The following is a 23181-nucleotide window of genomic DNA, read 5'->3' on the forward strand; positions in this document are numbered from 1 at the left end:
GCCTTTCCATACGCGCTTGTCGGCGGCTGCTTCGTAATCACCGGCGCGCGCGAACATCCGCGCGGACGCGTCGAATAACACGGCCGCTTCTTCCTGTAAACCGCGTGCCATGTTGATTTTCCCTCGCAGACTCAATAGCTGAGGACTCTGGGATGTGATGTCGGTGGGTAGTTGCTTGACCCAACGCGTCGCACTGGCAATCTCAGATAGTTTTCGTAGGGACTCCTCAATCGATTCAAGCACCCTGGTTGCTTTCGCAGTTTCTCCCAACTCAAGATAAATCTCGATGGCGCGATCCCACTTTCCTTGTTGTCGGTATTGTTCAGCGCACGCCAAGCTGAGTTGCTCAAACCAAGTTGGATTCTCTTTTTGCAATCGCGTTTTGAGAAACTCACGCAAGAGCGGATGGTACTCGTACAGGTCGTCGTCTCCGCCCAAGCGCGTCAAGAAAAAGGGTTGTCCCGCTAAAGTTTCGAGATAACGCTTGGAATCCGTCAAGCTGGGCAATTGGTCGAGCATTTCGGGAGCGAGCGGAGTGAGGATGGAAGAGCCGAGTAGGAAGTGGCGCATTCCCTCTGATTGCCGGGAGAAGACCTGCTCGGCAAGATAATCAAATACAGGTTTCGCCGCTTCAGGCATCGCGAGTGCATCTTGAACCAATTCACGCCAACCCGTTTGTTGTCCCATCAAGAGCAAAGCGGTGATCCAACCATCGGTGATCTGTGTGAGCTCACTAGCGCGATGTGCAGAAACGGACAAGCCGTAGTTTTGTTCGACCAGCGCTTGAATTTCTGGCGCAGTGAAGCGCAACTCGGCGGTCCCCACCCCGCTCATTTGGTCGCGGGCGCGGAGTAAGAGTTGATCTTGAATATGCGGGAGTGTCCGCGAATTGATAAAGAGGTGGCAGCTATCGCCGGCGTAACGGACGAGCAATTCGATCAGTTCGCCAATCATTTTGTTTTCGATCACGTGATAGTCATCGAGAACGACGACGAGATGATCGGATAGATGGAGCATCTCATTGGCGATCAGTCGGATAACCGGTTGCAGGCGCGTGACCGTATCGGCGGATTGTTCTAGTGAAACTAAAGCCTGAGTTCCAAAACTGGGAAACTGCACGCGAATGGATTCAATCAAGTAAGTGAGGAACGTGTGCGGGGTATTGTCGAACTCGTCGAGCGTGTACCATGCGACTGGAAAATCGGCGTCGTGTGCCCAATCGAGGAGCAAACTGGTTTTGCCATAACCGGAGGGCGCATAAATCGCGACAAGTTGTCGGTCGATCTGCGAATGAAGGTGATCGATTAAGCGTGGTCGTCGCAACAATCCGTTGCGGCGAGGCGGTAAATGGATTTTGGAAATGGCAAGTGCGGTTGAGCGGTGCGCTGTCTTCAATTGAGAACAAGAACTTTCTAGGTGCCCATCGTACTAATACGAGGCAACCGAAATGAAGAAGGAACCGAATCTTTCGGCATCTTGGACCAGGAATTATAGACCTCACCGATGGATGGGGAGCAACGAATGAATAGGTCGTTGAGAGAATGCTGAAAAGAGGGTGTGATGCGAAGAGTAATTGCTTGAAGGTCACTAGCAACCGGCACATTATATCGAGGCTATGCATAAAGTCAAAAAACAGAATCGTGTCCTCGCATCAAGGAACCTTCTTGTCAAAAGAAGAAAAGCCGCTTGCCTATTTCCTTGTGAAGAAAAGAAGTCTTAGTTTTCTCGAAAACTTCGGCTTTGATTGCTTTTTTGGTCATTTTTTATTTTCTTGTTAGCGCGGCATGTTACAATTGAAGTAATGCTGTGACTCGAAAACTGCAACGAGAAAAACGTATCCCAGACGAACCCAGGGGAGGGGAGAGAAGAGAAAAAAGAACATGGCGCAAAGATACTTAGTCGCTTGGGATTTTTCCAAGAAACCTAGCGGAACTTTTTACCGGGTGTTGAAAGATGAATTTTCCTCGTCACAACCAAACGGAGATTTTACTTTGATCCAACGGAGCGTCGCGATTTGCAAGGACGATTTTATTGCCAGCCGTCTGGCGGCACTCGTGGATCATTTCGGAGCGAAGGTAGCCTGTTTTGCAATTGCGCGCGAAGGATTTGCCCATGAAACTGAAAGCGAAGCGCGTGAATTTGTTTCCCGAGTCCTCAAATCTCGTCGTCGGCATCGCGGTTAAAAATTCTTAATGGAGGATATACATGCGACTCAAATCAAAAATCTACCGTTTCGGCAGGGATATAGTTTAAATGACCTGGCTTACATTCAGACAGAAGCCAGGGTTCATCCAAGTTGGAAGCATGTAGCGACCGAGCGCGGACCGTGGCATAGTCCCTTGCTAGCTTTAGTTCCAATGGAATTTTTTTGCACCTAGTCATTTGAATTGATTCAACCACGCGCCGACCTGTACTATGGTGATTTTTTAGAGAATCGACTGGGTGCTTGCTCTCGCTGAGCATTTTTGCTATGACTGACTGCAAGTGTGATGTGTGAGGGAGCAAACCTCCAAGGGTAGGATCAGGCTGGCGGTTTTGTTGAGCGCGTGCATGCTCATTAACCATTTCGTCACGGAGGAGAAAATAAGAGGAATGTCTGCGAGAATTGAATCTGAATCGATTGAATTACCCCAGGATGAAAAAAACGAAGAAACAGAAGTGGATTTGACTGTCGAAATATTGGCGGATGTGCTTCGTATCTTTGCCGCGCGTGGACGCGCCATCCGCGAAGCCCGTGAGAAAAGCGATCTTGGGCCTCTCGATCACTCAAAACCAAACAATGACGAGTTGTTACCTGGGGAAGTATCTGACGTTCCTAGGGCTACGAATTTGGAGAGTTGAGGACGCATTATATCGTAAATCAGTAATACCGCTCCTAGGCTCACAGCTTGAATGATGCCCCTGGTTACTCTCAGGTCTTCATATTTGTGCAATGTGTTCATCACGGAAGTGATAATTTGTTCATCGTATTGCATCGGAAGCACTTTTAAAATCTATGATCCAAACTTTGCGCGTACTCTGCAAATGATGTAGAATCAAATGAGACCTGGGAGGCGCACGTAAATGATGGACGATTGGATTACAACACAAGAAGCATCGCAGATTAGTGGCTATCACCCAGAAAGCATTCGGGCACTAATCCGGCAAAGAAGAATTAAAGGACGCAAATTCTTGATTGTGTGGCAAGTCAGTCGGTCAAGTCTTTTAGCATACCTTCGGGAACAAGCTAAGCGTGGTGACAAGCGCGGGCGCAAGCCATTGACAAATTGACTGGATGTGATATAATTCGTTTAAGATACAATAATTTAATTCCTAAATCGTGCCGCGCAAGTGCTACTAACACTTACACGGCACTGACCCAACCCACCGATCGAGCCGGGGGCTAGGCTAACCGCATTATAACATATTCGCGGGCAGTCTGCCATTTTCGGCAGACTGCCTGTTTTATTTTGTAGGGTGGGGGACTCGTTGAGGTGATAAATATAAGCTGGTTTATTCTTATTGAAGGATCATGACGCCTCCGATGGTGAAAGACCATCGCAACCATCCGCGCCAGGACACAGCGCGCAGATGCGCATGGCGGGCAAAAGCCAAAGGTCTCTTCAACAGCAGAATCAATATCACCACTAAGAAAATTAATCAGGAGACTCTCAATTACACTTGGATCATCAACGCCAAAATCTCTAAATGAAACGCGCGAGCGATCTGTGGATCGAGTAGCGAAACAACCCTGGAGGCGGGAAAACCGCCTCCACAATTTATCAGAAAAGATGACTAACGCGAAATGAAAGCAACAATTTATGCCAGAACTGCGGTGAGAAAACAATCAGCTCATGATGAAGGCATCCAGTCGCAGATTGAGGTTTGCATGAAATACGCGAACGAAAATGGATACCAAGTAACGAATATCTGTACGGATATAGGATATTCAGGCATGAAACTGGATCGTCCAGGGTTAGATAAGATACGTGAATTGATTGCTCGCCAATCGATTGATGCGGTTGTGGTTTCAGATGTCGCACGCTTGACGCGTTCAGCAAATGACAACGCATGCCTCGAAAGAGAGTTTGTTGATCGTGGCGTCAGACTCTATTGTGTGGCAAGCAACATGCGAATCATGACTGCACAAGCAATTCGGGTTCACGCAAGCCGAGCTAGGAAGCGCACGTGAAAAATATCATTCGCCACAATTGGAGTAAAGTATGATGCACAAAAGGGCAGTTTTATATGCGCGCGTATCAACGGATGATCAGGCTGACAAAGGTTATAGTTTGCCAAGCCAGATCGAATTATGTCGCAAGTATGCCGAGCGTCTTGGCTTTACGATTGTCGCAGAATTTCTGGAGGATCATAGCGGGGCGACGCCGATTGCTGAACGCCCCGAAGGAAAGAAAATGGCTGCGCTGATCAAATCTCGCCAGGCTGATGCGGTTGTGGCTTACCAGGTTGATCGGCTTTCCCGGGACATCGTTGATTTGCTTGCGACTGTGCGGATATGGATTCGCGCCGGCATCGAAGTCCATGCGTGCGATATTGGCAAGATCGAAAGCGAACTAGATATTGTCCTAGTGATCAAAGGGTGGCAGGGAAGCGATGAGCGCAAGAAAATCATTGAGCGAACCTCACGCGGACGATATACCAAGGCACAGAAAGGGAAGGTGGTTGGCAATGGGAAACCTCCCTTTGGGTATCGCTACGAGGATGGAAGCCTCATCATTGTCGAAAGTGAAGCTAAGATCGTGATCCTTGTTTTTCATTGGTATGTCTATGGAGATGGGGACAATAAACCAATGACGATGTGGAAGATTGCCGTTCGCTTAACGGAGATGGGATTTCCTACTCCATCTCTCATGTACGGGCGCAGGGTCAATCGGAGACGGGAGAATCATATTTGGAGTCTAGGCACGATTCGATCAATTCTCTCTAATGAAACGTACGCCGGGGTTTGGCGGTACGGTAAGCGCATCGGCTTTCAAGGGTTGGGGGGTAAACGGGCGCAGGACGAATTGGTTACAGTGCAAGTCCCCGCACTGATTGATCGGGGTCTCTTTGATGCGGCCGAGAAACGCAGAAGCCTCAATAAACTGCGGGCCAAACGAAACTCAAAGCGAGAGTATCTTCTCTCTGGTCATATCCGTTGTACGGTTTGTGATTACGCTATGACCGGGGCACATAAAAGCAACGGACAGGGCAGCCGTTTTTATCGATGTGGAAGGTATCGATTCACCCAATTGGAGAAAGGCGTGTGCAAACGAAAACAAGTTCGCGCAGATTTGTTGGAGGAGATAGCCTGGAACTACATTCTCTCTTTAATTGAAAACGCCAAGGACTTTGAGGCGGCTTTGCGTCTGGCGCAGAAAAGGGAACAAGAGTCGTTCGAGCCAAAACGCGAACAACTGCAGACCTTGATGGAGCAGATCGCTGAAGATGAACAGAAAGCAACCGAATTGGCTGATACTCTGTTCCAGACCTCCGAAGGCACAGTAAAGAAAATGCTGCAGGAGAAAATTGCAGAATTTGAACGATTACACGATGAGCGCCTCAAGAGACGAGACGAGCTTCAATCTGCTCTTACGACCCAGCCACTGAATGATGCGGAGATCGCGGCAGCCTTACAGTTCCGTGCGGATATAATCGAGGGAATGAAGGAACCAAATTTCGAGGATAAGCGACGAGTCCTGGATTTGTTGCGGGTAAAAGTCGAGTACGCCAACGACAAAGTGATAGTGAAATGCGTAATTCCGATTGCATCTCAACCTATTGATATTACAACTTCTCGAAATGATTGATCGCGCCAGCGCTGATCTTGTCCGGCGGCACGATGTTGTCTACGAGCGCGACGATGCCGCCGCGCTTGCATACGCGCGCCATTTCTGAAATCGCTTTGCGCGCATCGGTGTAATGATGCAACGCAAGCCGATTCATCACCAAATCAAAAGTGTCATTGGTAAATGGCAATTGGTGAGCGTCTGCATCGCGAAAGACAATGTTGGTGATGCCGCGTTCGTCCGCGAGTTTGCGCGCTGCAGCGAGCATCTGCGGCGTCAGGTCGCTCGCGATGACGCGCGCGACGCGCGGCGCGAACGTCAGCGCGGTATGTCCCGCGCCGGTCGAAACATCGAGCACAAGCCAATTGCGTTGTGGCTGGGTGAGTTCAAGTAAGCGTTGGAGACTTTGACCTTGCGCATGGACCTGGCTTGTGACATAGTCGTTCGCGTGCGCGCCGAACTGTTGTCGAATCAGCTTATTAAGATCGTCCAATTCAATGACCTCTGGTTGCGCCGTTTCGTCTATGATTATAAAGATTGTAGCATAACAACGAGACGGCGACAAGTTGATGTATGGTCTATGGAAATTTCTGATGCCGTGTTCTAGCGCCCCAGTATGTCGTGTTCATCACGTTGTCAATTACACACCACCTTGCCCATTATGTTGACCGCACGGTCAATCGTCATTCTACTGATGTGCGGCGCAATGCTTGCCGCGTGTGGTGGACGCGCTAACCGATCAACTCCGGTGGTCTCCACATTCACGTCAACGTTGAAGGTTTAGTCACCTTCAACGTAGCCAGTCTTTTGTCGCCTGTCAGACTATAGATGTTGCGGTTTGTTTTTAAAAGTGAATTGTCTGGGATGGCACATCGCCCGCCCCCTGGTTTTTGACCTGAGGTCGTTTTTGCGGTATATTCGCAATCGCGCGGCGCGACTTGCGTTCACACTCCAGAACGAGAAACCGAGTTGTTCATCCGCAGACGCGGATGGAAACAATAGCAGACCTTGCACACCAACTCTAGGAGGCAGAAAATGCTTGCGAATCGAATGGCTTGGTTTCTTGTAGTACTGATCCTGGTCACTACACTCGCGGCGTGTGCCGCGCCACCAACACCGACGCCAACTCCTGCGCCAACGGCATCCCCAATTCCTCCGACGCCTGTGCCGACGTCAACGCGCGTCCCACCTAGCGCCACGCCGGTCCCACCCACTGCGACGACAGTGCCGCCAACCGCAACCCGCGTATCTCCGACCGCGACATCGGTACCACCAACTCCGACGACAGCGAAAGAGACCACGGCAAGTGTGACCTGGCTGGGTCATGCGACGTTCGTTTTGAAAATGAGTACGGGGCTGACCGTGTTAGCCGACCCAATGAACGATAGCGTGGGCTATCCACTGACGCCGGTCGCTGGAGTAGACCTCGTCACCACAACCCACGAACACAGCGATCACAACAATGTCGCCCTTGCAACCGGTAGCCCACAGATAGTCCGCGGTCTCGCCGGCAACGATTGGGCGAAAATTGATCAGACGATCAAAGGGGTGCGTGTTCGTACCGTCCAGACGTATCACGATGACACCCAAGGATCTCAGCGCGGCAAGAACGCGATTTTCATTTTCGAAATGGACGGGCTGAAACTGGCGCACTTGGGTGACCTCGGTCACACGCTGAACGCCGACCAAGTCAAAGCCATCGGCGCAATAGATGTCGTGATGATTCCGGTTGGCGGATTCTTTACGATTGACGGCATAGGCGCGGCAGAAGTTGTCACGCAGCTGAACCCCAAAATCGTCATTCCGATGCACTATAAAACTCCAGCGCTAGGCGCATCGCTGGCGGGACGCTTGACTGACCTGGGCGCATTTACCAGTGCGTTGGGCAATACGACGCAAGTCACCCAGACCGCGCAGACCATTACGATCTCGTCGAGCAAACTGCCGGCAACTCGCGCCGTGATGGTGCTGAATTACAAATAGTCGCGTCAGATCAATACCTTCGCCAAAAGTCTATTTCCATCAAAAAACGACTGGGTTGGATTGTATATTCCAGCCCAGTCGTTTTCGATTTCAGTGTTTTCAGTTGCTCGAATGGTGTGCGGTGATGGCATGATGATCGTGGTTGTCGTGTTCGCACGGATCGAGATGGACGATAGCGTTATTCAACGCCGGCAATTCGTGGAACAAGGCATGGCGCACCTCTTCCGCGATGGCGTGGCTCTGCGCGACGGTGAGGTCACAGTCCACCTCGATGTGGATTTCCGTATGCAAACGATGACCGACCCAGCGAGCGCGTACGGCGTGAATGTGCTGCACGCCTTCGACGTGTGATGTAGTATGTTCGATGCGATGCACGATTTCTGGATCGGTCGCATCCATCAAACGACGCCACATTTCGCGCGCCGCGTCACGCACAATGATTAGGATCGCAAAGCCGATAATGAATCCCATCACGGGGTCAGCCCACGGCAATCCCAGCCACACACCGATTACGCCAAAGAGAACGCCGAGTGACGTGATGCCATCCACGCGCGCGTGCAAGCCATCCGCAATCAGCGCCGCTGATCCAATCTCACGTCCCACGCGCAGACGGAACACCGCGACCGCTTCATTGCCTAAGAAACCTATCACCGCCGCCAACGCGACCCAGCCCAGATTCGCGAGTGGTTGCGGATGCAGAATCTTTTGAATGGATTCGTAGAATACGACGAGCGCACTGCCAAAGATCATCAACACGATCACTACGCCGGCGAGGTCTTCCGCTCGCCCATAGCCGTAAGTGTACCGCCGATTCGGCGCGCGGCGATTGAGCGCGAACGCGATCCAGAGTGGAATGGCGGTGAGCGCGTCGGAAAAGTTGTGAATCGTGTCCGCGAGCAATGCGACGCTACCGCTCATCGCGACGATGACCACCTGGAAGATCGCGGTTGCCAGTAGCGCGAGCAGCGATACTTGAAGCGCCCAAATACCGCGCGCGCTCGATTCCAAAACGCTGTCAAACGCGCGCGTATGATCATGCTGATGCAATCCAAACAGATGCGCGACTGCATCAAGCAGCAATCCGACGATGCCCGCGCGCGGTTCATGCACGTGCGCCCCGTTATCATGCTTGTGGTGATGAGCATGGTCGTGCGATGCGTCCGCATGTTCTTGATGACCGAGATCGTGTTGATGAGTATGTTCAGACATTTGCTAAACCTTTGTTGTCATCGCGCGCGTGTTTATTCGCCGCGTGTTTTTCTTTTGATGTGGGTTGTTTGTTCCACGATCTAGTTGCCGCGCGCGCTTTGAGCCGCGGGTTGAGCGCTTCTTCCAGCGCGAAACCCAGAAGCGTGAAACCCAGGACGGAGGCGGTAATCATCAAGCCCGGCGGAATCACCCACCAGACCCATGCGCCGCTCAGAAACGCGTTACGCGCTTGGGCGTAGAACAACACCGCGCCCCAACTCTTTTGCGTTGGATCGCCCAAGCCGAGGAACGACAACGATGCTTCGATCAAAATCGAACTGCTCGTCGCGAGCACGAATTGCGCCAGCGCGAGCGAAAGCACGCCGGGCAGAATGTGCTTGACTAGAATGTAGCCATCGCGCGCCCCGGCGGCGCGCGCCGCCGTCACATAGTCGCGCTCGGCGAGCGATAGAACCTGGGAGCGAATCACGCGCGCGGGACGCGCCCAAATCAATAGTCCGATTACAATAATCAAGTTCCACAAATTTTGTCCCAGGTACGCCGCGAGCAGAACCATCAGCGGTACGAAGGGAATCACGAGGACGACATCCACGAGGCGCATCAACAATATCCCCAGCGCGCCATGATAGTATCCCGCCAGCAGTCCGACGCTCGTGCCAATCGCCATCGCGATGGTCGCCGCCAAAATCCCGATCAACAACGAGACGCGCGCGCCGTAAATCAGTTCGCTCAAAATATCTTGCCCGATGTCGTTCGTGCCCAGCCAGTGCGCCGCGCTGGGTGGATCGAACGGCGTGCCGGTTAGTTTGCTCGGATCGTACGGCGCGATCCAGTGCGCGCCGAGCGCCATCACGAGCATCGCGATCAGCAGCGCGAGACCCACCAAGCCGAGCGGATTGCGCTTGAGCGATGTCCAGATCATCGCGTGCCTCCTCGCGTCGCCGCGTGACGAACGCGCGGATCAAGAAACGGATAAGCCGCGTCCGCCAATATATTCGCGATGACGACGATGACTGTGATCATCAGGAACGCGGCTTGCAACACGGGATAATCGCGATTCAACACGGCTTCGTACACCAAGCGTCCCACACCGGGATACGAGAATACGGTTTCGACGACCGTCGCGCCGCCAAACGCAAACGCGAGGTTCAACGTGAACACGGTGGCAATCGGCAGGAGCGCGTTCCGCAAGGCGTGTCGAAACAAGATCGCGCGCTCGCGCAATCCTTTCGAGCGCGCAACGATGATGTAATCCTCACCGAGCACCGCGAGCATCGAATAGCGCGACACGATGAAGGTGCCAGAGACGCTGACGATGGTAAGCGTCGTCAACGGCAACACGAGATGACGCAGCACGTCTTCGACCCACGCCATCCCTTCGAGACTCGTCCACGGTGTTACCGCGCCAAACGTCGGAAAGATCGGAAATTGCACGGCAAATAACGCGACGAGCAACATACCGACCCAGAACGAGGGGAGCGATTCGAGGAAAACGAAAAAGCCCAGCAGCCCGACATCGCGCCGCCCACCGCGTTGCCAAGCCGCTGCCGCGCCGAGCGTGACGCCGATCAACGTCGAGAGCAACAGACTCGACACGGTCAGCAACAACGTCCACGGCAATCGGTCCGCCAAGATCGCGGTGATCGGTTTGTTTTTCTGAAACGAATAACCCAGGTCTCCGCGCAAAAGATTTTGCAGATACCGCAAGTACTGCGCCGGCAAGGGCTGATCGAGTCCAACGTTTGCCATCAATTGTGTGCGTTGTTGCGTGGTCAACATGCCGACTTCTTCGCCCGCGAGCAGCGCGAGCGGATTACCGGGCATCAAGCGCGGGAGAGCAAAGTTGAGCGTCACGGCGATCCAAAGCACGATCGCGTACTGACCGATCTTGCCGATGATGAAACGGGACATGACGATAACTCTTGGGAATGAGAGAAACGTGAAACGTAAAACGTTACACGCGTTTTACGTTTCACGTTTTAGGATTTGTGTTACGGTTTGACGCCAGGCAGGAAGGACAGTTTGTTGAAAATGCCTTGCCCTTTTTGGTACACCCATTTGTCGTATGCCGCCGTGCGATAAACGTAATTGCCATCGGCATAGTACAACAGGACGAACGGCATTTCCTGCGCGATCAGCGCCTCCATTTGGCGCACGATCGTCTTTTGTTTTTCCGCGTCAGTCGTCACGCGCAATTCTTCGCCGAGTTTGTCCACCGCGGGATTCTTGTACCCGCCGACATTCGAATTGCCGACTTTGGGATCCGAGTGCACGAGTTGAACCATGCGAACGGGATTCACTTGCACCGGCGCAGACCAGCCCCACATGCTCAGGTCGAAATCACGTCCCTTCGCCACATCGAAATCGGGCCACACTTTGGCGTCGAGACTGTTGACTTCGAGCGCGGTGACTTTGAAACTGATGCCGATCTCTTTCACCGCGGCGGCGATCAACTCGGCGGCGCGAATCCGTTGCGGATTGTTCGAATACACGAGCAACGTGCCTTCGATATTTTTGCCGGCGATTTCGCGGATGCCGTCGTTGTTGCTGTCCTTGTAGCCCAGCCCATCGAGCAGGGTTTTGGCTTTCGTGACGTTGAATTCGGCTTTCACGGCTGGGTCGTGGAACGCAGATTGCGGATGAATCCAGCCCGGATTTCCCGCGGTACCAAAACCGAGCAGAACGGTGTCCACCAATTTTTGCGTGTCAATCGCCAGCCCGACCGCTTGGCGGACTTCTTTCTTGTCCCAGGGTGCGCGCTCCGAATTAAACAACAACATCGTCGTCGCGAAACCAGGACCGCGTTGAACTTTCATATCCGCCGCGCTCGAAAAATCCTTGACGAGTTCCGGCGATAGTTCGCGGATCGTTCCCTGAATCTCGCCGGTCTTGAGCGACGCGAACACGGTCGTCGGGTCTTTGATGATTGGCATCAACAATTCGTCCACCGCCGGTTTGCCGGCAAAGTATGTCGCGTTCGCCGTAAAGCGGTAGAACTGCTCTGCTTTGTATTCCGCGAGTTTGAACGGACCCGAGCCAGTCGCGTTCGTTACTTTTTTTGGATCCGCCTCGTTTTCCCAAACGTGCTTGGGCATGATCGGCGCGTCCGCCAACGGTTCGTAGATGAAACTGGGATTCGGCGCGGGCAAGGTGATGACGACGGTCGTCTCGTTCGGCGTCTCGATGCTCACAATGTCGCGCACCGGCGTCGTGAAGCGACCGCGCGCGTTTTTCTTATAGTACTCGAACGAGAACTTGACGTCCGCGCTCGTGAACGCTTTGCCGTCGTGCCACTTGACGTTATCGCGGAGCGTGAGCGTGTACACTTTGCCGTCCGCGCTGATTTTATATTCTTTGGCGACCCAGGGTTTGGGCACGCTGTCCGCGTCGAGAATCAACAAGGTATCGTACACCAGGTTGAGCATGTTCCAACCGGGATAACCCAGGACGTAGGTGTACGGATTGAGCGTGCCTTCGTCCACCAGGATCGCCATACGCAGACTTACCGGTTTGGTTGTCGCGGTAGGCACGGGCGGCTTGGTCGCTTCGGGTGCTTTGGTCGCGACTGGGGCGGCTGTCGCCGCGGGCGCAGAGGTCGCCGCCGGAACTGATGTCGCGGCAGGTGGCGGCGGCGCTTTGGTCGGTTCGGGTGTCGGCGCGGCGCAAGCCGCCAGCGCGAGTAGCGCAGTCAAGATGAACAGTGCGATGAAACGTCGTGATGTGAACATGTTTCTCCTCCTCCTCAAGGAAAATCGGTTTCGATTCGCGAGGCGGGGCAAGCGCGCGGATGCCGAATCATTCTCCTTTCACCAAGCGACGCAAGTCGTCCGTGTTGAATTTGCCGGTCGGTCGTTCGCGCACGGCGCCGCACGCATACACGATTCCGCCCGCGCGCGCAACGTCCACATCGCCATTCGCGTCGAGCAGGGTTTCGTCTGTGTGCACCGCCTGCACCAAGCCGATGAACAGCGTGTGCGAATCGAGTTCGATCTCGCGTTCGACGATGCACTCGATATTCACTGGGCAATCGGCAAGCAAGGGCGTTTTGATTTTTACCGCTGGGGCAAGTTTCAATTTCGCCGTCGCGATTTTATCTTCGTCGCGACCGGTCACGACGCCGAGATAATCGGTCAGGGTTTGTTGATCGCGCGCGGGAATGTTGACGACAAACTCGCGCGATTTGCGGATGAGCGCGTGCGAGTAGCGATTTGGGCGCACGGATATCGCGAGGCGCGGCGGCTCGGCGGAGACGGACGCCACTCGATTGCACGTGAACACATCCGGATTGTCGCCGCCGGTGGTGACGATTACAACGGCGACCGGATACAAAGTCGTGTTGGGTTCCAAGATTCGTTTTGCCATTACATCAACTTGTCGAACTTGAACTGTCCCTGATAGCGAAACGCTTCCGCCATCGCCGCTCCGGAATGACTGAGGACGCCGTGATACATCGCGAGCGCGCGATCCATTTCGTGATGCAGGGCGCGTCCGAGTTCAAGGTGGTCATCTTTCACGGCATCGTAATTCGGCACGATGTTATGCAGGACCGCGTCGCCGATGCGTTCCTTCATTACTTGCGCCGAATACGAAAGTTGGAATCCTAACTCGTCGAGCGCTTTTTGTTTCAGCGTGAACGTCGTCCCGATTTCGACGACGCAGTTGGCGTGTTCGGGCGACATGTAATAAATATCGCGGATGGAGTGCGGCGCAAAGCCGCCGCACTCGGCGATGCGCCAATCGCGGTTCGCGATCGCGACGGATTCGAGATACAAGAGCATCGCCAAGCGCCGATCCGGATCGAGGTCGTGGTACGAGTGCTCTGGATCCTGGGTGATGAGAATGTCCGGTTTCAATTCGCGGAACACGCGCACCAGTTTCACTTTTGACGGAATGTCCGGTTGCACTTCGCCGTAATTAAAACCGAGGAACTGCACCGATTTGACGCCAAGGATTTTCGCGGCTTGCTCGATCTGCGGACGACTGGTTTCGCGCGAAAGCAAAACGGCGGCATGGACATTATCGCCGGCTTGCGCGTGCAAGGCAAGGGTCCCGCCGACTTCGACGATTTCGAGACCGAACGTTGCGAGCATCAAAATGGTTTTCGACACAAGACTCCTCCGTGAGTTGAAACATCTTTCTATGTTCCTCGTTTGTCAAAAAAGATTGCTTATTTGCGTTTTGCGCGATGCACCGCGCCGAGTTGCGCGTGCTCTGTGTGGTGTTGTGCTTCTTCGAGAATCGCCGCGATGTGCACGTCCTCGATAGAATAGAAAATCTGGTTGCCGTGCCGATGGTATTCCACCAAGCCGGCGTCGCGCAAACGGCGCAGGTGATGTGACACCGAAGAGGGGGAAGCGCCGACGATGACGGCGATTTCGTTGACGCTCCGCTCGCCTTGCGTGAGCGCGAAAATCACTTTGGCGCGCGTCAGATCGGACAACGCTTGAAAAAGCTTGATCACGCAAAGTAGGTCTTGCTCGTCTGGCAATTGGAGGTCGCGCGAACGCAAGTGGTGATGTCCGCCGTGGTCGGAGTGTTTAGGCATCGGGCTGCTCAGAATCGGAGTATTTGAACATCTGAACGATTGTTCATATAGATTATATACCTCGGCTCCATTTGTGTCAAATCAGGTAACGATGAATGGAATACAAAAACCCCTTGCGGTCTCTACACGCACAGGGGTTCTGGGAAATCGCGGCGCACACTGATATCGAACTCGTTCCGTGGACGAATATAGATGGACCGCAAGCCGCGTTGCGGCAGGTATTGGGATCAAAAACGATGCTGGGTTCGCTTGCGGTGGATGGCGCGACGCGCGCAGATTTCTTGATGCACTTGCAAGCGAAGGTGACGAGTAAAAAAACGATCAGTTCCGAGACACACCTTGCGCCATTGCGCCAATATTAATCGGATAGCATTGACCACGCCTCGACGGATAAAATTCCCAGGTTTCTTCGTGTGTGGCACTCTCGCCACACGCCAACCGCGTAATTGGCGCAAGTGTTTCGAGTTCGAGGTATTTGTCATTGCAGTATACTGCCGCGTTGCAGTGCAAGTCGGGATGCGGCGCATTCGCGTGAACGGCAAACCGCTTGACGAACAGCACACCGGCGCGCCAGTACGCGATCCACCCAGCGCGATTGAAATGACCGATTTTGCAGGGCGGTACCTGCGGGCGGGCATGAACACGCACCGCATCGTCAGATAGCTCGAGCCGTGAATCGTCGAGACGCGTATACGACCACAAAACCAAATTGCGATTGGGCAACAAGCTATGTTCGTCCCCTGCGCCGCTCATCTGCGGAAGAATCGCAATCCTGCCGAGCCGCAGCATGGTGATCGCCCACGGCGCAAGTTCGATCGCTTGGTTGCCGGTATTTTCGATGCGATGCGTCAACGTCAACGCGGCGCGCTCACGCGCGAGACGAATCGCCATGCTCTTGCGAATGCCTGTCATCAGCTCAATCGGTTGATGCAAGCATACGCCGTCTGCTAATTCTTCGATGGTGACCGGCGTGTTTTCGGGCTGGTACGTTTGCGGCATTTGTTCGGGCGTGTACCACAAGCGATGCCCGCCGCGAAAAAAATAATCGCCGCGGGCTGTGGCGACTCGACTGTCGGGGACTTCGGCGAGCCAGTTCTCCTCCGAACCGCGCAAGCATAAACGCACGATGCGTGGTCCGGCATCGGTCAGGAACTCTACGCGCAGGTGTTCGTTCTCCAGCGTGCGGGTCGTCAAGCCGTAAAATTCATTGCGCATCGCTGATCAATCTCATCTCAATGTCGCGTGGACATGTACCATGCGCGCTCCATCAGTTGATGGTGGCACGATGTCGCCTTCAATCGGCTTGCCATCCACGATCAGCGCGACGTGATTGCCATCGCCCACGCGCGCAACATCAATGTGATACGTCACACCGCGAAAAACGCGCGTCGCCGTAAAACTGCGCCACGCGCGCGGACAAACCGGCGCGATCTGCAAACCGTCGAATGTCGGGCGAATGCCCAGGATCGCTTGTGTGATCGCGACATAGTTCCACGCCGCCGTGCCGGTGAGCCACGAATTTTTCGCCTCGCCATGCGTCGGCGCATCGCGCCCGGCGATCATCTGCGCGTAGACGTACGGCTCGCACCGATGCGTCTCGCTAATTTCTTCGCGCGCCGCTGGATTGATCCGCAAATAATAATCGTGCGCGCGGTCGCCGTTGCCAATTAGCGTTTCGGCGATCATCACCCAGGGATTTGTGTGGCAAAAAATTCCGGCGTTTTCTTTATAGCCCGGCGGATACGACGAAATTTCGCCCAGGTTTAAGTAGTAGCGCGAGTACGCCGGCTGCTGCAAAATAATTCCATGCGGCGTCGCCAAATGTTGCGCGACCGATTCGAGCGCGCGCGCCGCGTGTCCCTCGGCAATTCCGATTCCTGCCATCACGCACCAGCCCTGGGGTTCGACGAAAATTTTTCCTTCCGCACATTCGTGCGAGCCGACCTTGTTCCCAAAATCATCATACGCGCGCAAGAACCATTCGCCATCCCAGCCGTGCGCGAGTACCGTCGTTTGCATTTTGTTCGCGGCGTCGCGATAGTGCGCGGCATTCGTGTTGCGCTTGTCATGTTCTGCGATGGCGGCAAGTTCTTTCGCCGCGACGACAAACAACCCGGCGATCATCACCGACTCGGCGACCTTGCCGTCCTTGTTCGTCGTCGTCTGAAATGATTCGCCCGGGGTATCGGAAAAACAATTGAGGTTGAGACAATCGTTCCAGTCCGCGCGACCGATGAGCGGCAAGCCGTGCGGACCCAGGCGATCGAGCGTGTATTGAATCGCGCGTTGCAAGTGTTCGTACAGCGGCGTCTCGCTTCCCGCGCGATTGTCGTACGGCACGCGCGCGTCAAGAATCGTCCAATCGCCGGTCTCTTTGAGGTACGCGGCGACACCCAGGATCAGCCACAACGGGTCGTCGTTAAAGTTGCTGCCGATCGCATCGTTGCCGCGTTTGGTGAGCGGCTGATATTGGTGATACGCACCGCCGCTCGGCAGTTGGGTCGCGGCAATATCGAGGATGCGTTCGCGCGCGCGCTGCGGAATCATGTGCACGAAACCGAGTAAGTCCTGGTTCGAATCGCGGAACCCCATCCCGCGCCCAATGCCGGATTCGAACTGCGAGGCAGAACGCGAGAGGTTGAACGTCACCATGCACTGGTACGCATTCCAAGTATTCACCATGCGATTCGTGTGAACGTCCGGCGTGTTCACTTGAAAATTGCCAAGCAAGCGATCCCAGTAATCGCGCAGCGCATCGAATGCTGCGTCTGCGTTCGCGGCATTCAAATATTTCGGAATAGTGGGCTTGAGTGTACTCTTATTGATCGTTTGCGAATCGGGTGGATCGAATTTTTGATCGGGCGGATTTTCGTGATAGCCCAGCAGAAAAATGATCGTGCGCGATTCATTCGGCGCAAGCGTCACGCGAATGTGATGCGAACCAATCGGCTGCCAACCGTGCGCGATCGAATTGAACGACGCGCCGCGTTCGACTACGCGCGGACGATCCCAGCCGCGGTACGCGCCGAGAAAATCATCGCGCTGGGTATCGAATCCGGCGAGCGGTTCAGAACAGGCAAAGTACGCAAAATGATTGCGGCGCTCGCGGTACTCGGTCTTGTGATAGATCACGTCATCTTCGACTTCGACTTGACCGGTGTTAAAGTTGCGCTGAAAATTCGTCGCGTCGTCGTTCGCATCCCATAAACAAAATTCGACGCAAGAAAAAATCGAGAGGGACGCGGGCGTGTCGCGCAAATTCGTCAGCGTCAGTTGCCACACTTCGAGATTTTCCTCGAGCGGAACATAGTAGCGAATTGCCGCGCGAATTTGTTTGTGCGTCGAGCCGATGATCGTGTACCCGAGTCCGTGCCGACATTCGTAATCGTCAAGCGGAGTTTGCGTCGGCTGCCAGGTGGGTGACCAGAATTCTGCGTGCGCGTCGTCGCGCAGATAAATGTAGCGCCCGCCATAATCGAGCGGAACATTGTTGTAGCGATAACGCGTCAATCGGCGCAAACGCGCATCGCGATAGAACGAATAGCCGCCGGCAGTGTTGGAGATGATGCCGAAATGATTTTGGCTGCCCAGGTAATTGATCCAAGGCAGCGGCGTGTCGGGTTGTGTGATAACGTACTCGCGGTGTTCGTCGTCAAAGTATCCGTAGCGCATGATGAACCTCTACCTCACCCCTAACCCCCCAGCCCCCGTCCCCCTCACCCGAAACGAAGTTCAGTTTCGGGAGAGGGGGACGGGGGAGCGGGGGATGGGGGTGAGGTCATTTCTCCACTCCAGTAATCACAATCCCCTGCATGAACGCGCGCTGCGCCGAGAAGAAGAGGACCGCCGGCAATGCGAGCGTCATCATCGCCGCCGCCATCGCCAACCCAGGTTGCGTCGTGAATGCGTTAGTGAATTCGGTTAGCCCAACAGAGATCGGATAGAGTTCTGGGTTGCCTTGCAGGTACACCAACGGCGTGAAGAAATCGTTCCACGCCCAAAAAAAGTGAAAGAGCGAAACTGCCGTGAGCGCGGACCAGGACTGCGGGATGATCACCGAGAACAAGATGCGAAGTGGATTCGCGCCATCAATCGTCGCGGCTTCGTCCAGGTCGCGCGGAATGCCGCGAAAGTATTGCCGGAGCAAAAAGACGTTATAGGCATTCGCGAAGAAATGCGGAACGATGAGCGGCAACCATGTGCCGCCCCAGCCAATCGAGCGGAAGAAAATGTACTGGGGGATCAATGTGACCTGCGTCGGCAGAATGATGGACGCCATCAGGAGGAGGAACAACGTGTTTTTGCCGCGAAAACGAAAGCGCGCGAAACCGTACGCGACAAAGATCGAAGAGATCACCGCGCCGAGCGTGCTGCTGAGAGAGATAAAGAGCGTGTTGCGGAACAGACGCGGAAAGTTGATCTGATCCCACGCTCTCGGAAAGTTATCGAGCGTTGGTCTGATTTCGTAGACCGGCTCCAGCGTGCGCCAACGACCGACCCAGGTGATGATGCCCGCCGCCGGATTCGCCGGATCGATCCAGCCACTCTCCTCGCGTCCGGGTTCGACGAGTGCGAGCGTTCGGATACCTTGCTCGGTCGGAACTTGATACAGCGTGTAATCTTTTCCCTGGTAATTGTACGTCATTGGGCTTGAAGGCAAGAGCACCGAATGAGGGTCAATGATCTGTTGAATCGTCTTGAACGCAGTCGTCCCCATGTAACCCAACGGCATCAAGAAAGCGATGACCGCGCCGAGCGCGATCAGCATGACCCACGTGTTTTGCCACACATCGTTGATTTGATGCGCCGTCAATTGCAGCGGGTGTCGTCGCGGATGAGTGATGCTTGCCACGTTAGTCCTCCCCGCCGCCATAGTACACCCAGCGGCTCTGGGTCTTGAACAAGATGACCGTCAGAATCAGCACGACGATGAACATTGCCCACGCCAGCGTCGAACCATAGCCCATGTCTTGAAACGCGAAGGCGGTTTTGTAAAGATAGATGTTGTAAAACGTCGTCTGACCGTTGGGGTCGCCGCGCCCGTTGCCAATGATATATGCCTGTGTAAAATACTGAAAGGCGCAAATCAGCGCAATCGTGAGATTGTAAAAAATAACGGGTGAAATCATCGGCAGGGTGATCCGGAAAAAGGTGTACACCGGTCCCGCCCCATCCACTTCGGCGGCTTCGTACATTTCGGTGGGTACGTTCTGCAAACCAGCGAGGAGTGTCAACATCGTATTGCCAATGCCCCAAAAGCCCATGATTGTCAGCGCGGGCAAGACCCAAAATTCATCCTGGAACCAGCGCGGACCTTTGATGCCGAAAATCGCTTCGATAATGCGATTGAGCCAACCCGATTCGCTGTTGAGAATGCCTTGCCAAACCATCACGCCGACGACGACGGGAATCAGGTAGGGCATGTAGAAAAGCGTGCGAAAAATATTTTTGCCGATCAAATATTTGGAGTTGACCAACACGGCGATGGCGAGTGGAACCACAATGCTCAATGGCACGGAGATCAGCGCAAAGCGGAGTGTAATCCACGTCGCGTCGCGCACTTGAAGATCATTGAATAGCAACATGTAGTTTGCCAAGCCAACGAATCGGGTTTGGTCCGGGTGGATTGGGTTAAGGTTGGTGAAGGAGAAGACCAACGAGGCGGTCATTGGGATTGCGGTCCAGAGAAAAAAGCCGATTATCCACAACCCGACAAAGGCAAATCCCCATAGTTCCTCGCGTTGCGCCAGCCCCAATTTCCATCGCTTTGTTTTACCCACCATGCTCACTTTTTCGTCTATTGTCACAGCCATGCTCGCCTCTCACATTCAAAGCATGGGGCGCGCCGCGCCGATACGCGGTGCGCCCCATCGTCGTGCCCGGTTTACTGCGCTGGTTTTTCTTTGAAAATTTTGTCAATCTCGACGACAAAGTCGGCAATGCGCTTGTCAACATCGAGCTTTTCATTGCTCTTGATGTCGCTGTCCAGTTTCTTGAAGGCGTCGTTCGCTTTGTTGTTGTTGGGCAAGCCGACTTGGTGGTTCGGAATGTCCATGAGCGGGATCATGTCCAGCGCCACCTGCCAGTTGACTTTGTTCGGCGCGAACTGGGTGTCCAAGCCCTTGAAGAAATCGGCTTGCTGTGCCTTGCGCGCCGGCAGACCACCATAGATTTTGTAGAGGTCAGCGGAACCAGCACCCAGCATGTATTGATAAACCTTGAACGCTTCCTTGGGATGCTTGCTGTCTTTCATGATCGCGAACGTGTCCGCGTGCATCTTGGCTGTGATCTTGCCGTTGTACGATGGGACGACGGCGATGTCCCAATTCGCGACATTCTTCTTGTCGATGCAACACGTGTACCACAAATGCGTCAGCGCCATGCCGACCTTACCGGAGCTAAACGCGTTGCCCTTGAGCAAGTCGCCGTCAATTGCGGATTGATTTGGGGCGACGCGGAACTTCCAGATGGCGTCATAGTACCACTTCCAACCGGCTTTCCAATTGTCAGGGATGACCGCGCTGCCTTTGGCATCCACCGGGTATGCCGCGCCCCAGTACGAGCCGAGCCATCGCGCGTCGTCGTCCACCCACTGCGGGACGAAGCCGTACTGCACAACGTTCTTGGGATCAAACTTGGCGCTGGTCGCGTCGTTACCGGCTTTGTCAACGGTCAGGCGCTTGGCGACTTCCATCACCGTGTCAAAGTTCCAGTCTACCTGCTTGCCGTCCAACGTGTACTTGTCGCCAACTTTCTGAGGCGGCAGAGCCAACTTGGCTTCCTTGAATAAATCCTTGTTCACATACATGATGGAAGGGTAGATCGCGAACGGCAGACCGACCAGTTTGCCCTCTTCCTTGTAGAACTGGACGAACGCGGGGTCAACATCGCTGAGATTGTAATTGAATTCCTTGACCATAGGTTCCAGGTCTAGGAATGCGCCGGGGAATGCCGCGCGACCCTCTGCACCAACCGGACCGACGATGTCGGGCGAGTTGCCGGCGGCGATTTGCGCGGTCAAGTTATCGCGCGCGTACTTGTTGTCCACGATGATCGGGATCAACTGGATTTCGGTTTGCGAGGCGTTGAATTTGTCGATCCAAGGTTTCTCTGCTTTGATTTGATCGGGCTGCGCGCCCGCGCCCAAACCGATGTACCAATAAACTTGCACACGATCTTTCTGAGGCACTGCCGTGGGTTGCGCGACCGGAACGGCGGTTTCCCGGATGACCACGGTCTCTTTGACTGGTGCGGTGGTCTCTTTCACAACAACGGTTTCTTTGACAATTTGTGGCGCGGCTGGTGGTGGCGCAGCGCACGCCGCCAGCATCAATCCCGCAAGTGTGACGAGCATGACAACCGCAATCAATTTCTTGCACATGGTGTTTCTCCCCCTTTAATTTTCCTCATTGAGAATTGTTGAATCCGATAGATTCAACCGGGTGAATGATCGAGTAACCCTGCGCTTACACTTTATGACTGTTGCATCACCTCCTTGAATGTTAAGCAGATTTCCTAGTCGTTAGGTCGTTTGGAATTAGCGATGCCTGCCCCGCATGAATCGCGGATAACCAGTTCTGTCGGCAGGATGATTCGGCGCGGCGGCGAACCTGGGTTCGCGATCAAATCTATGAGCGTTTCAGCCGCGACGACGCCAGCCCGTTGAATCGGTTGACGCACAGTAGTCAATGGGGGATCGGTACGCGCGGCAAAAGGCATATCGTCGAATCCCATGACGGCGACATCTTGGGGCACGCGGCGACCTGCTTCGCGGAGCGCACGCAACGCGCCGGCAGCCATAGCATCGCTTGCGGCAAAGAGAGCGTCTAGATCGGACGACAACAGCTGCTGCATTGCGGCATGACCTCCCTCCTCGGTGAAATCGCCCTCGACTATCAAATCCGAATCCGGCGCGATCCCCTTGGCGCGCAGCCCGGCGAGATAACCCTCGAGGCGATCTGCGCCAGCGATCATGTTCTTGGGACCGGTGATCGTCGCGATCCGGCGACGCCCCAGGCGTAGGAGATGCGCCACCGCTTCGCGCGCGCTATTTTGATTGTCCACATCAGTATAATTCACCGCACTCTCCGAAGGATGACGACCAATCAGCACAAATGGCAATTTGCTTTTGAGTAAAGCGTCTACCACCGGATCATTCATGACCTGGGACGCGACGATTACGCCATCAATTAATCCATTGTGGAGAACCTGACGAATTGTGCGTCGTTCGTATTCTGGTTCGGCGATCCAGAGCATCACCGAATGGTCATGTTCGTTGCAGGCAGAGGAGACACCTTGGATCAAGAGAGGAAAGTACGGATCAGTAAAGAGGGCGGTGACTCCCATCGGGATGACCAACCCGAGGACACGGGTGCGACCGGCAGCCAGACCGCGTGCAGCAGCGTTTGGATGGTAGTTCAATTCCTTGACGACTGCCAGCACGCGCTGGCGTGTCGCGGTGCTGACGTTTGGATTTTCGTTGATGACACGCGAAACTGTCGAGCGGGAGACTTGAGCCAGCCGAGCAATCTCTTCGAGTGTATCCACGTGTTTAACCTCTTCCATAGAGATGATTGCAGATATAATGGGAGCGCTCTCAAATAACTAGGCAAATATCTGCTTAAATGCACATATTTTCGTGCAAAATGCCCTATTATTGGGAGCGCTCCCATTATA

The 23181-nt window shown here is 54.3% G+C and carries 22 protein-coding genes; 7 read left to right on the forward strand and 15 right to left on the reverse strand.

Annotated features, from left to right (window positions below; translation table 11 throughout):
• On the reverse strand, positions 1-1137 hold a 1137-nt coding region (locus HY868_17815), incomplete at its 3' end, for a hypothetical protein (protein ID MBI5303997.1).
• A gap of 743 nt (positions 1138-1880) precedes the next feature.
• Between HY868_17815 and HY868_17820 the strand changes: the two genes are divergently transcribed.
• The 5 genes from HY868_17820 to HY868_17840 all read left to right on the forward strand — a co-directional run bounded on the left by HY868_17820 (position 1881) and on the right by HY868_17840 (position 5789).
• Entirely contained in the window at positions 1881-2183 is a 303-nt protein-coding gene (locus tag HY868_17820) for a hypothetical protein (protein ID MBI5303998.1), read from the forward strand.
• A gap of 367 nt (positions 2184-2550) precedes the next feature.
• Positions 2551-2841 carry a hypothetical protein gene (locus HY868_17825; GenBank protein MBI5303999.1) on the forward strand — a complete coding sequence of 97 codons (291 nt, stop codon included), beginning with the start codon at positions 2551-2553 and terminating at the stop codon, positions 2839-2841.
• A gap of 222 nt (positions 2842-3063) precedes the next feature.
• A complete protein-coding gene (locus HY868_17830) occupies positions 3064-3270 on the forward strand; it encodes a helix-turn-helix domain-containing protein (GenBank protein ID MBI5304000.1) in 207 nt (68 codons plus the stop codon).
• A gap of 514 nt (positions 3271-3784) precedes the next feature.
• Positions 3785-4171: a recombinase family protein gene (locus HY868_17835; GenBank protein ID MBI5304001.1), complete on the forward strand. Its 387-nt coding sequence runs from the start codon at positions 3785-3787 to the stop codon at positions 4169-4171.
• Positions 4172-4202: 31 nt separating this feature from the next.
• A complete protein-coding gene (locus tag HY868_17840; GenBank protein ID MBI5304002.1) occupies positions 4203-5789 on the forward strand; it encodes a recombinase family protein in 1587 nt (528 codons plus the stop codon).
• Here the strand turns inward: HY868_17840 and HY868_17845 are convergent.
• Complete coding sequence (locus HY868_17845; GenBank protein MBI5304003.1) at positions 5767-6261, reverse strand: methyltransferase domain-containing protein; 495 nt, start codon at positions 6259-6261, stop codon at positions 5767-5769. The two genes, HY868_17840 and HY868_17845, sit on opposite strands and share 23 nt — an antisense overlap.
• Positions 6262-6803: 542 nt before the next feature.
• Between HY868_17845 and HY868_17850 the strand changes: the two genes are divergently transcribed.
• The gene (locus HY868_17850; protein ID MBI5304004.1) at positions 6804-7751 is read left to right on the forward strand and encodes an MBL fold metallo-hydrolase; all 948 of its coding nucleotides are present in this window, start codon (positions 6804-6806) and stop codon (positions 7749-7751) included.
• Positions 7752-7850: 99 nt separating this feature from the next.
• Here the strand turns inward: HY868_17850 and HY868_17855 are convergent, their stop codons facing one another.
• The 7 genes from HY868_17855 to HY868_17885 form a co-directional block, all read right to left on the reverse strand.
• The gene (locus HY868_17855; GenBank protein ID MBI5304005.1) at positions 7851-8960 is read right to left on the reverse strand and encodes a cation transporter; all 1110 of its coding nucleotides are present in this window, start codon (positions 8958-8960) and stop codon (positions 7851-7853) included.
• Positions 8953-9882: an ABC transporter permease gene (locus HY868_17860; protein ID MBI5304006.1), complete on the reverse strand. Its 930-nt coding sequence runs from the start codon at positions 9880-9882 to the stop codon at positions 8953-8955. Before HY868_17860 ends, HY868_17855 begins: the two co-directional genes overlap by 8 nt.
• Entirely contained in the window at positions 9879-10871 is a 993-nt protein-coding gene (locus HY868_17865) for an ABC transporter permease (GenBank protein MBI5304007.1), read from the reverse strand. Before HY868_17865 ends, HY868_17860 begins: the two co-directional genes overlap by 4 nt.
• Before the next feature lie 80 nt (positions 10872-10951).
• On the reverse strand, positions 10952-12688 hold the full coding sequence (locus tag HY868_17870; protein MBI5304008.1) for an ABC transporter substrate-binding protein: 1737 nt from the start codon (positions 12686-12688) through the stop codon (positions 10952-10954).
• A gap of 67 nt (positions 12689-12755) precedes the next feature.
• Complete coding sequence (locus HY868_17875) at positions 12756-13322, reverse strand: flavin reductase family protein (protein ID MBI5304009.1); 567 nt, start codon at positions 13320-13322, stop codon at positions 12756-12758.
• A complete protein-coding gene (locus HY868_17880; GenBank protein MBI5304010.1) occupies positions 13322-14068 on the reverse strand; it encodes a GlcNAc-PI de-N-acetylase in 747 nt (248 codons plus the stop codon). The genes HY868_17875 and HY868_17880 overlap by 1 nt, the downstream gene beginning before the upstream one ends.
• Positions 14069-14127: 59 nt before the next feature.
• Positions 14128-14505 (reverse strand): winged helix-turn-helix transcriptional regulator, encoded by a 378-nt coding sequence (locus HY868_17885; GenBank protein ID MBI5304011.1) that lies wholly within the window; start codon positions 14503-14505, stop codon positions 14128-14130.
• A 95-nt stretch (positions 14506-14600) separates the two neighbouring features.
• On the opposite strand from HY868_17885, the gene HY868_17890 reads away from it, so the two are divergent.
• On the forward strand, positions 14601-14867 hold the full coding sequence (locus tag HY868_17890; GenBank protein ID MBI5304012.1) for a hypothetical protein: 267 nt from the start codon (positions 14601-14603) through the stop codon (positions 14865-14867).
• Here the strand turns inward: HY868_17890 and HY868_17895 are convergent.
• The 6 genes from HY868_17895 to HY868_17920 all read right to left on the reverse strand — a co-directional run bounded on the left by HY868_17895 (position 14827) and on the right by HY868_17920 (position 23070).
• Complete coding sequence (locus tag HY868_17895) at positions 14827-15720, reverse strand: hypothetical protein (GenBank protein ID MBI5304013.1); 894 nt, start codon at positions 15718-15720, stop codon at positions 14827-14829. The genes HY868_17890 and HY868_17895 overlap by 41 nt on opposite strands.
• A gap of 12 nt (positions 15721-15732) precedes the next feature.
• On the reverse strand, positions 15733-18177 hold the full coding sequence (locus HY868_17900; GenBank protein ID MBI5304014.1) for a glycosyl transferase: 2445 nt from the start codon (positions 18175-18177) through the stop codon (positions 15733-15735).
• Between the two features lie 106 nt (positions 18178-18283).
• Complete coding sequence (locus HY868_17905; GenBank protein ID MBI5304015.1) at positions 18284-19273, reverse strand: carbohydrate ABC transporter permease; 990 nt, start codon at positions 19271-19273, stop codon at positions 18284-18286.
• 85 nt (positions 19274-19358) lie between these two features.
• Positions 19359-20288: a sugar ABC transporter permease gene (locus HY868_17910; protein MBI5304016.1), complete on the reverse strand. Its 930-nt coding sequence runs from the start codon at positions 20286-20288 to the stop codon at positions 19359-19361.
• Positions 20289-20389: 101 nt separating this feature from the next.
• Positions 20390-21886 carry an extracellular solute-binding protein gene (locus HY868_17915; protein MBI5304017.1) on the reverse strand — a complete coding sequence of 499 codons (1497 nt, stop codon included), beginning with the start codon at positions 21884-21886 and terminating at the stop codon, positions 20390-20392.
• Between the two features lie 134 nt (positions 21887-22020).
• Positions 22021-23070: a LacI family DNA-binding transcriptional regulator gene (locus tag HY868_17920; GenBank protein MBI5304018.1), complete on the reverse strand. Its 1050-nt coding sequence runs from the start codon at positions 23068-23070 to the stop codon at positions 22021-22023.
• Between the last annotated feature and the right edge of the window lie 111 nt (positions 23071-23181).

The organism is Chloroflexota bacterium (assembly GCA_016219275.1).
Classification (GTDB): domain Bacteria; phylum Chloroflexota; class Anaerolineae; order UBA4142; family UBA4142; genus JACRBM01.

Coding starts and splice junctions, on each gene's coding strand:
- HY868_17840 (MBI5304002.1), top strand. CDS start 4,203: ATGATGCACAAAAGGGCAGTTTTATATGCGCGCGTATCAACGGATGAT.
- HY868_17910 (MBI5304016.1), bottom strand. CDS start 20,288: ATGGTGGGTAAAACAAAGCGATGGAAATTGGGGCTGGCGCAACGCGAG.
- HY868_17850 (MBI5304004.1), top strand. CDS start 6,804: ATGCTTGCGAATCGAATGGCTTGGTTTCTTGTAGTACTGATCCTGGTC.
- HY868_17835 (MBI5304001.1), top strand. CDS start 3,785: ATGAAAGCAACAATTTATGCCAGAACTGCGGTGAGAAAACAATCAGCT.
- HY868_17900 (MBI5304014.1), bottom strand. CDS start 18,177: ATGCGCTACGGATACTTTGACGACGAACACCGCGAGTACGTTATCACA.
- HY868_17890 (MBI5304012.1), top strand. CDS start 14,601: ATGGAATACAAAAACCCCTTGCGGTCTCTACACGCACAGGGGTTCTGG.
- HY868_17905 (MBI5304015.1), bottom strand. CDS start 19,273: ATGCTGATCGCGCTCGGCGCGGTCATCGCTTTCTTGATGCCGTTGGGT.
- HY868_17865 (MBI5304007.1), bottom strand. CDS start 10,871: ATGTCCCGTTTCATCATCGGCAAGATCGGTCAGTACGCGATCGTGCTT.
- HY868_17820 (MBI5303998.1), top strand. CDS start 1,881: ATGGCGCAAAGATACTTAGTCGCTTGGGATTTTTCCAAGAAACCTAGC.
- HY868_17825 (MBI5303999.1), top strand. CDS start 2,551: ATGCTCATTAACCATTTCGTCACGGAGGAGAAAATAAGAGGAATGTCT.
- HY868_17860 (MBI5304006.1), bottom strand. CDS start 9,882: ATGATCTGGACATCGCTCAAGCGCAATCCGCTCGGCTTGGTGGGTCTC.
- HY868_17920 (MBI5304018.1), bottom strand. CDS start 23,070: ATGGAAGAGGTTAAACACGTGGATACACTCGAAGAGATTGCTCGGCTG.
- HY868_17870 (MBI5304008.1), bottom strand. CDS start 12,688: ATGTTCACATCACGACGTTTCATCGCACTGTTCATCTTGACTGCGCTA.
- HY868_17895 (MBI5304013.1), bottom strand. CDS start 15,720: ATGCGCAATGAATTTTACGGCTTGACGACCCGCACGCTGGAGAACGAA.
- HY868_17875 (MBI5304009.1), bottom strand. CDS start 13,322: ATGGCAAAACGAATCTTGGAACCCAACACGACTTTGTATCCGGTCGCC.
- HY868_17830 (MBI5304000.1), top strand. CDS start 3,064: ATGATGGACGATTGGATTACAACACAAGAAGCATCGCAGATTAGTGGC.
- HY868_17885 (MBI5304011.1), bottom strand. CDS start 14,505: ATGCCTAAACACTCCGACCACGGCGGACATCACCACTTGCGTTCGCGC.
- HY868_17855 (MBI5304005.1), bottom strand. CDS start 8,960: ATGTCTGAACATACTCATCAACACGATCTCGGTCATCAAGAACATGCG.
- HY868_17915 (MBI5304017.1), bottom strand. CDS start 21,886: ATGTGCAAGAAATTGATTGCGGTTGTCATGCTCGTCACACTTGCGGGA.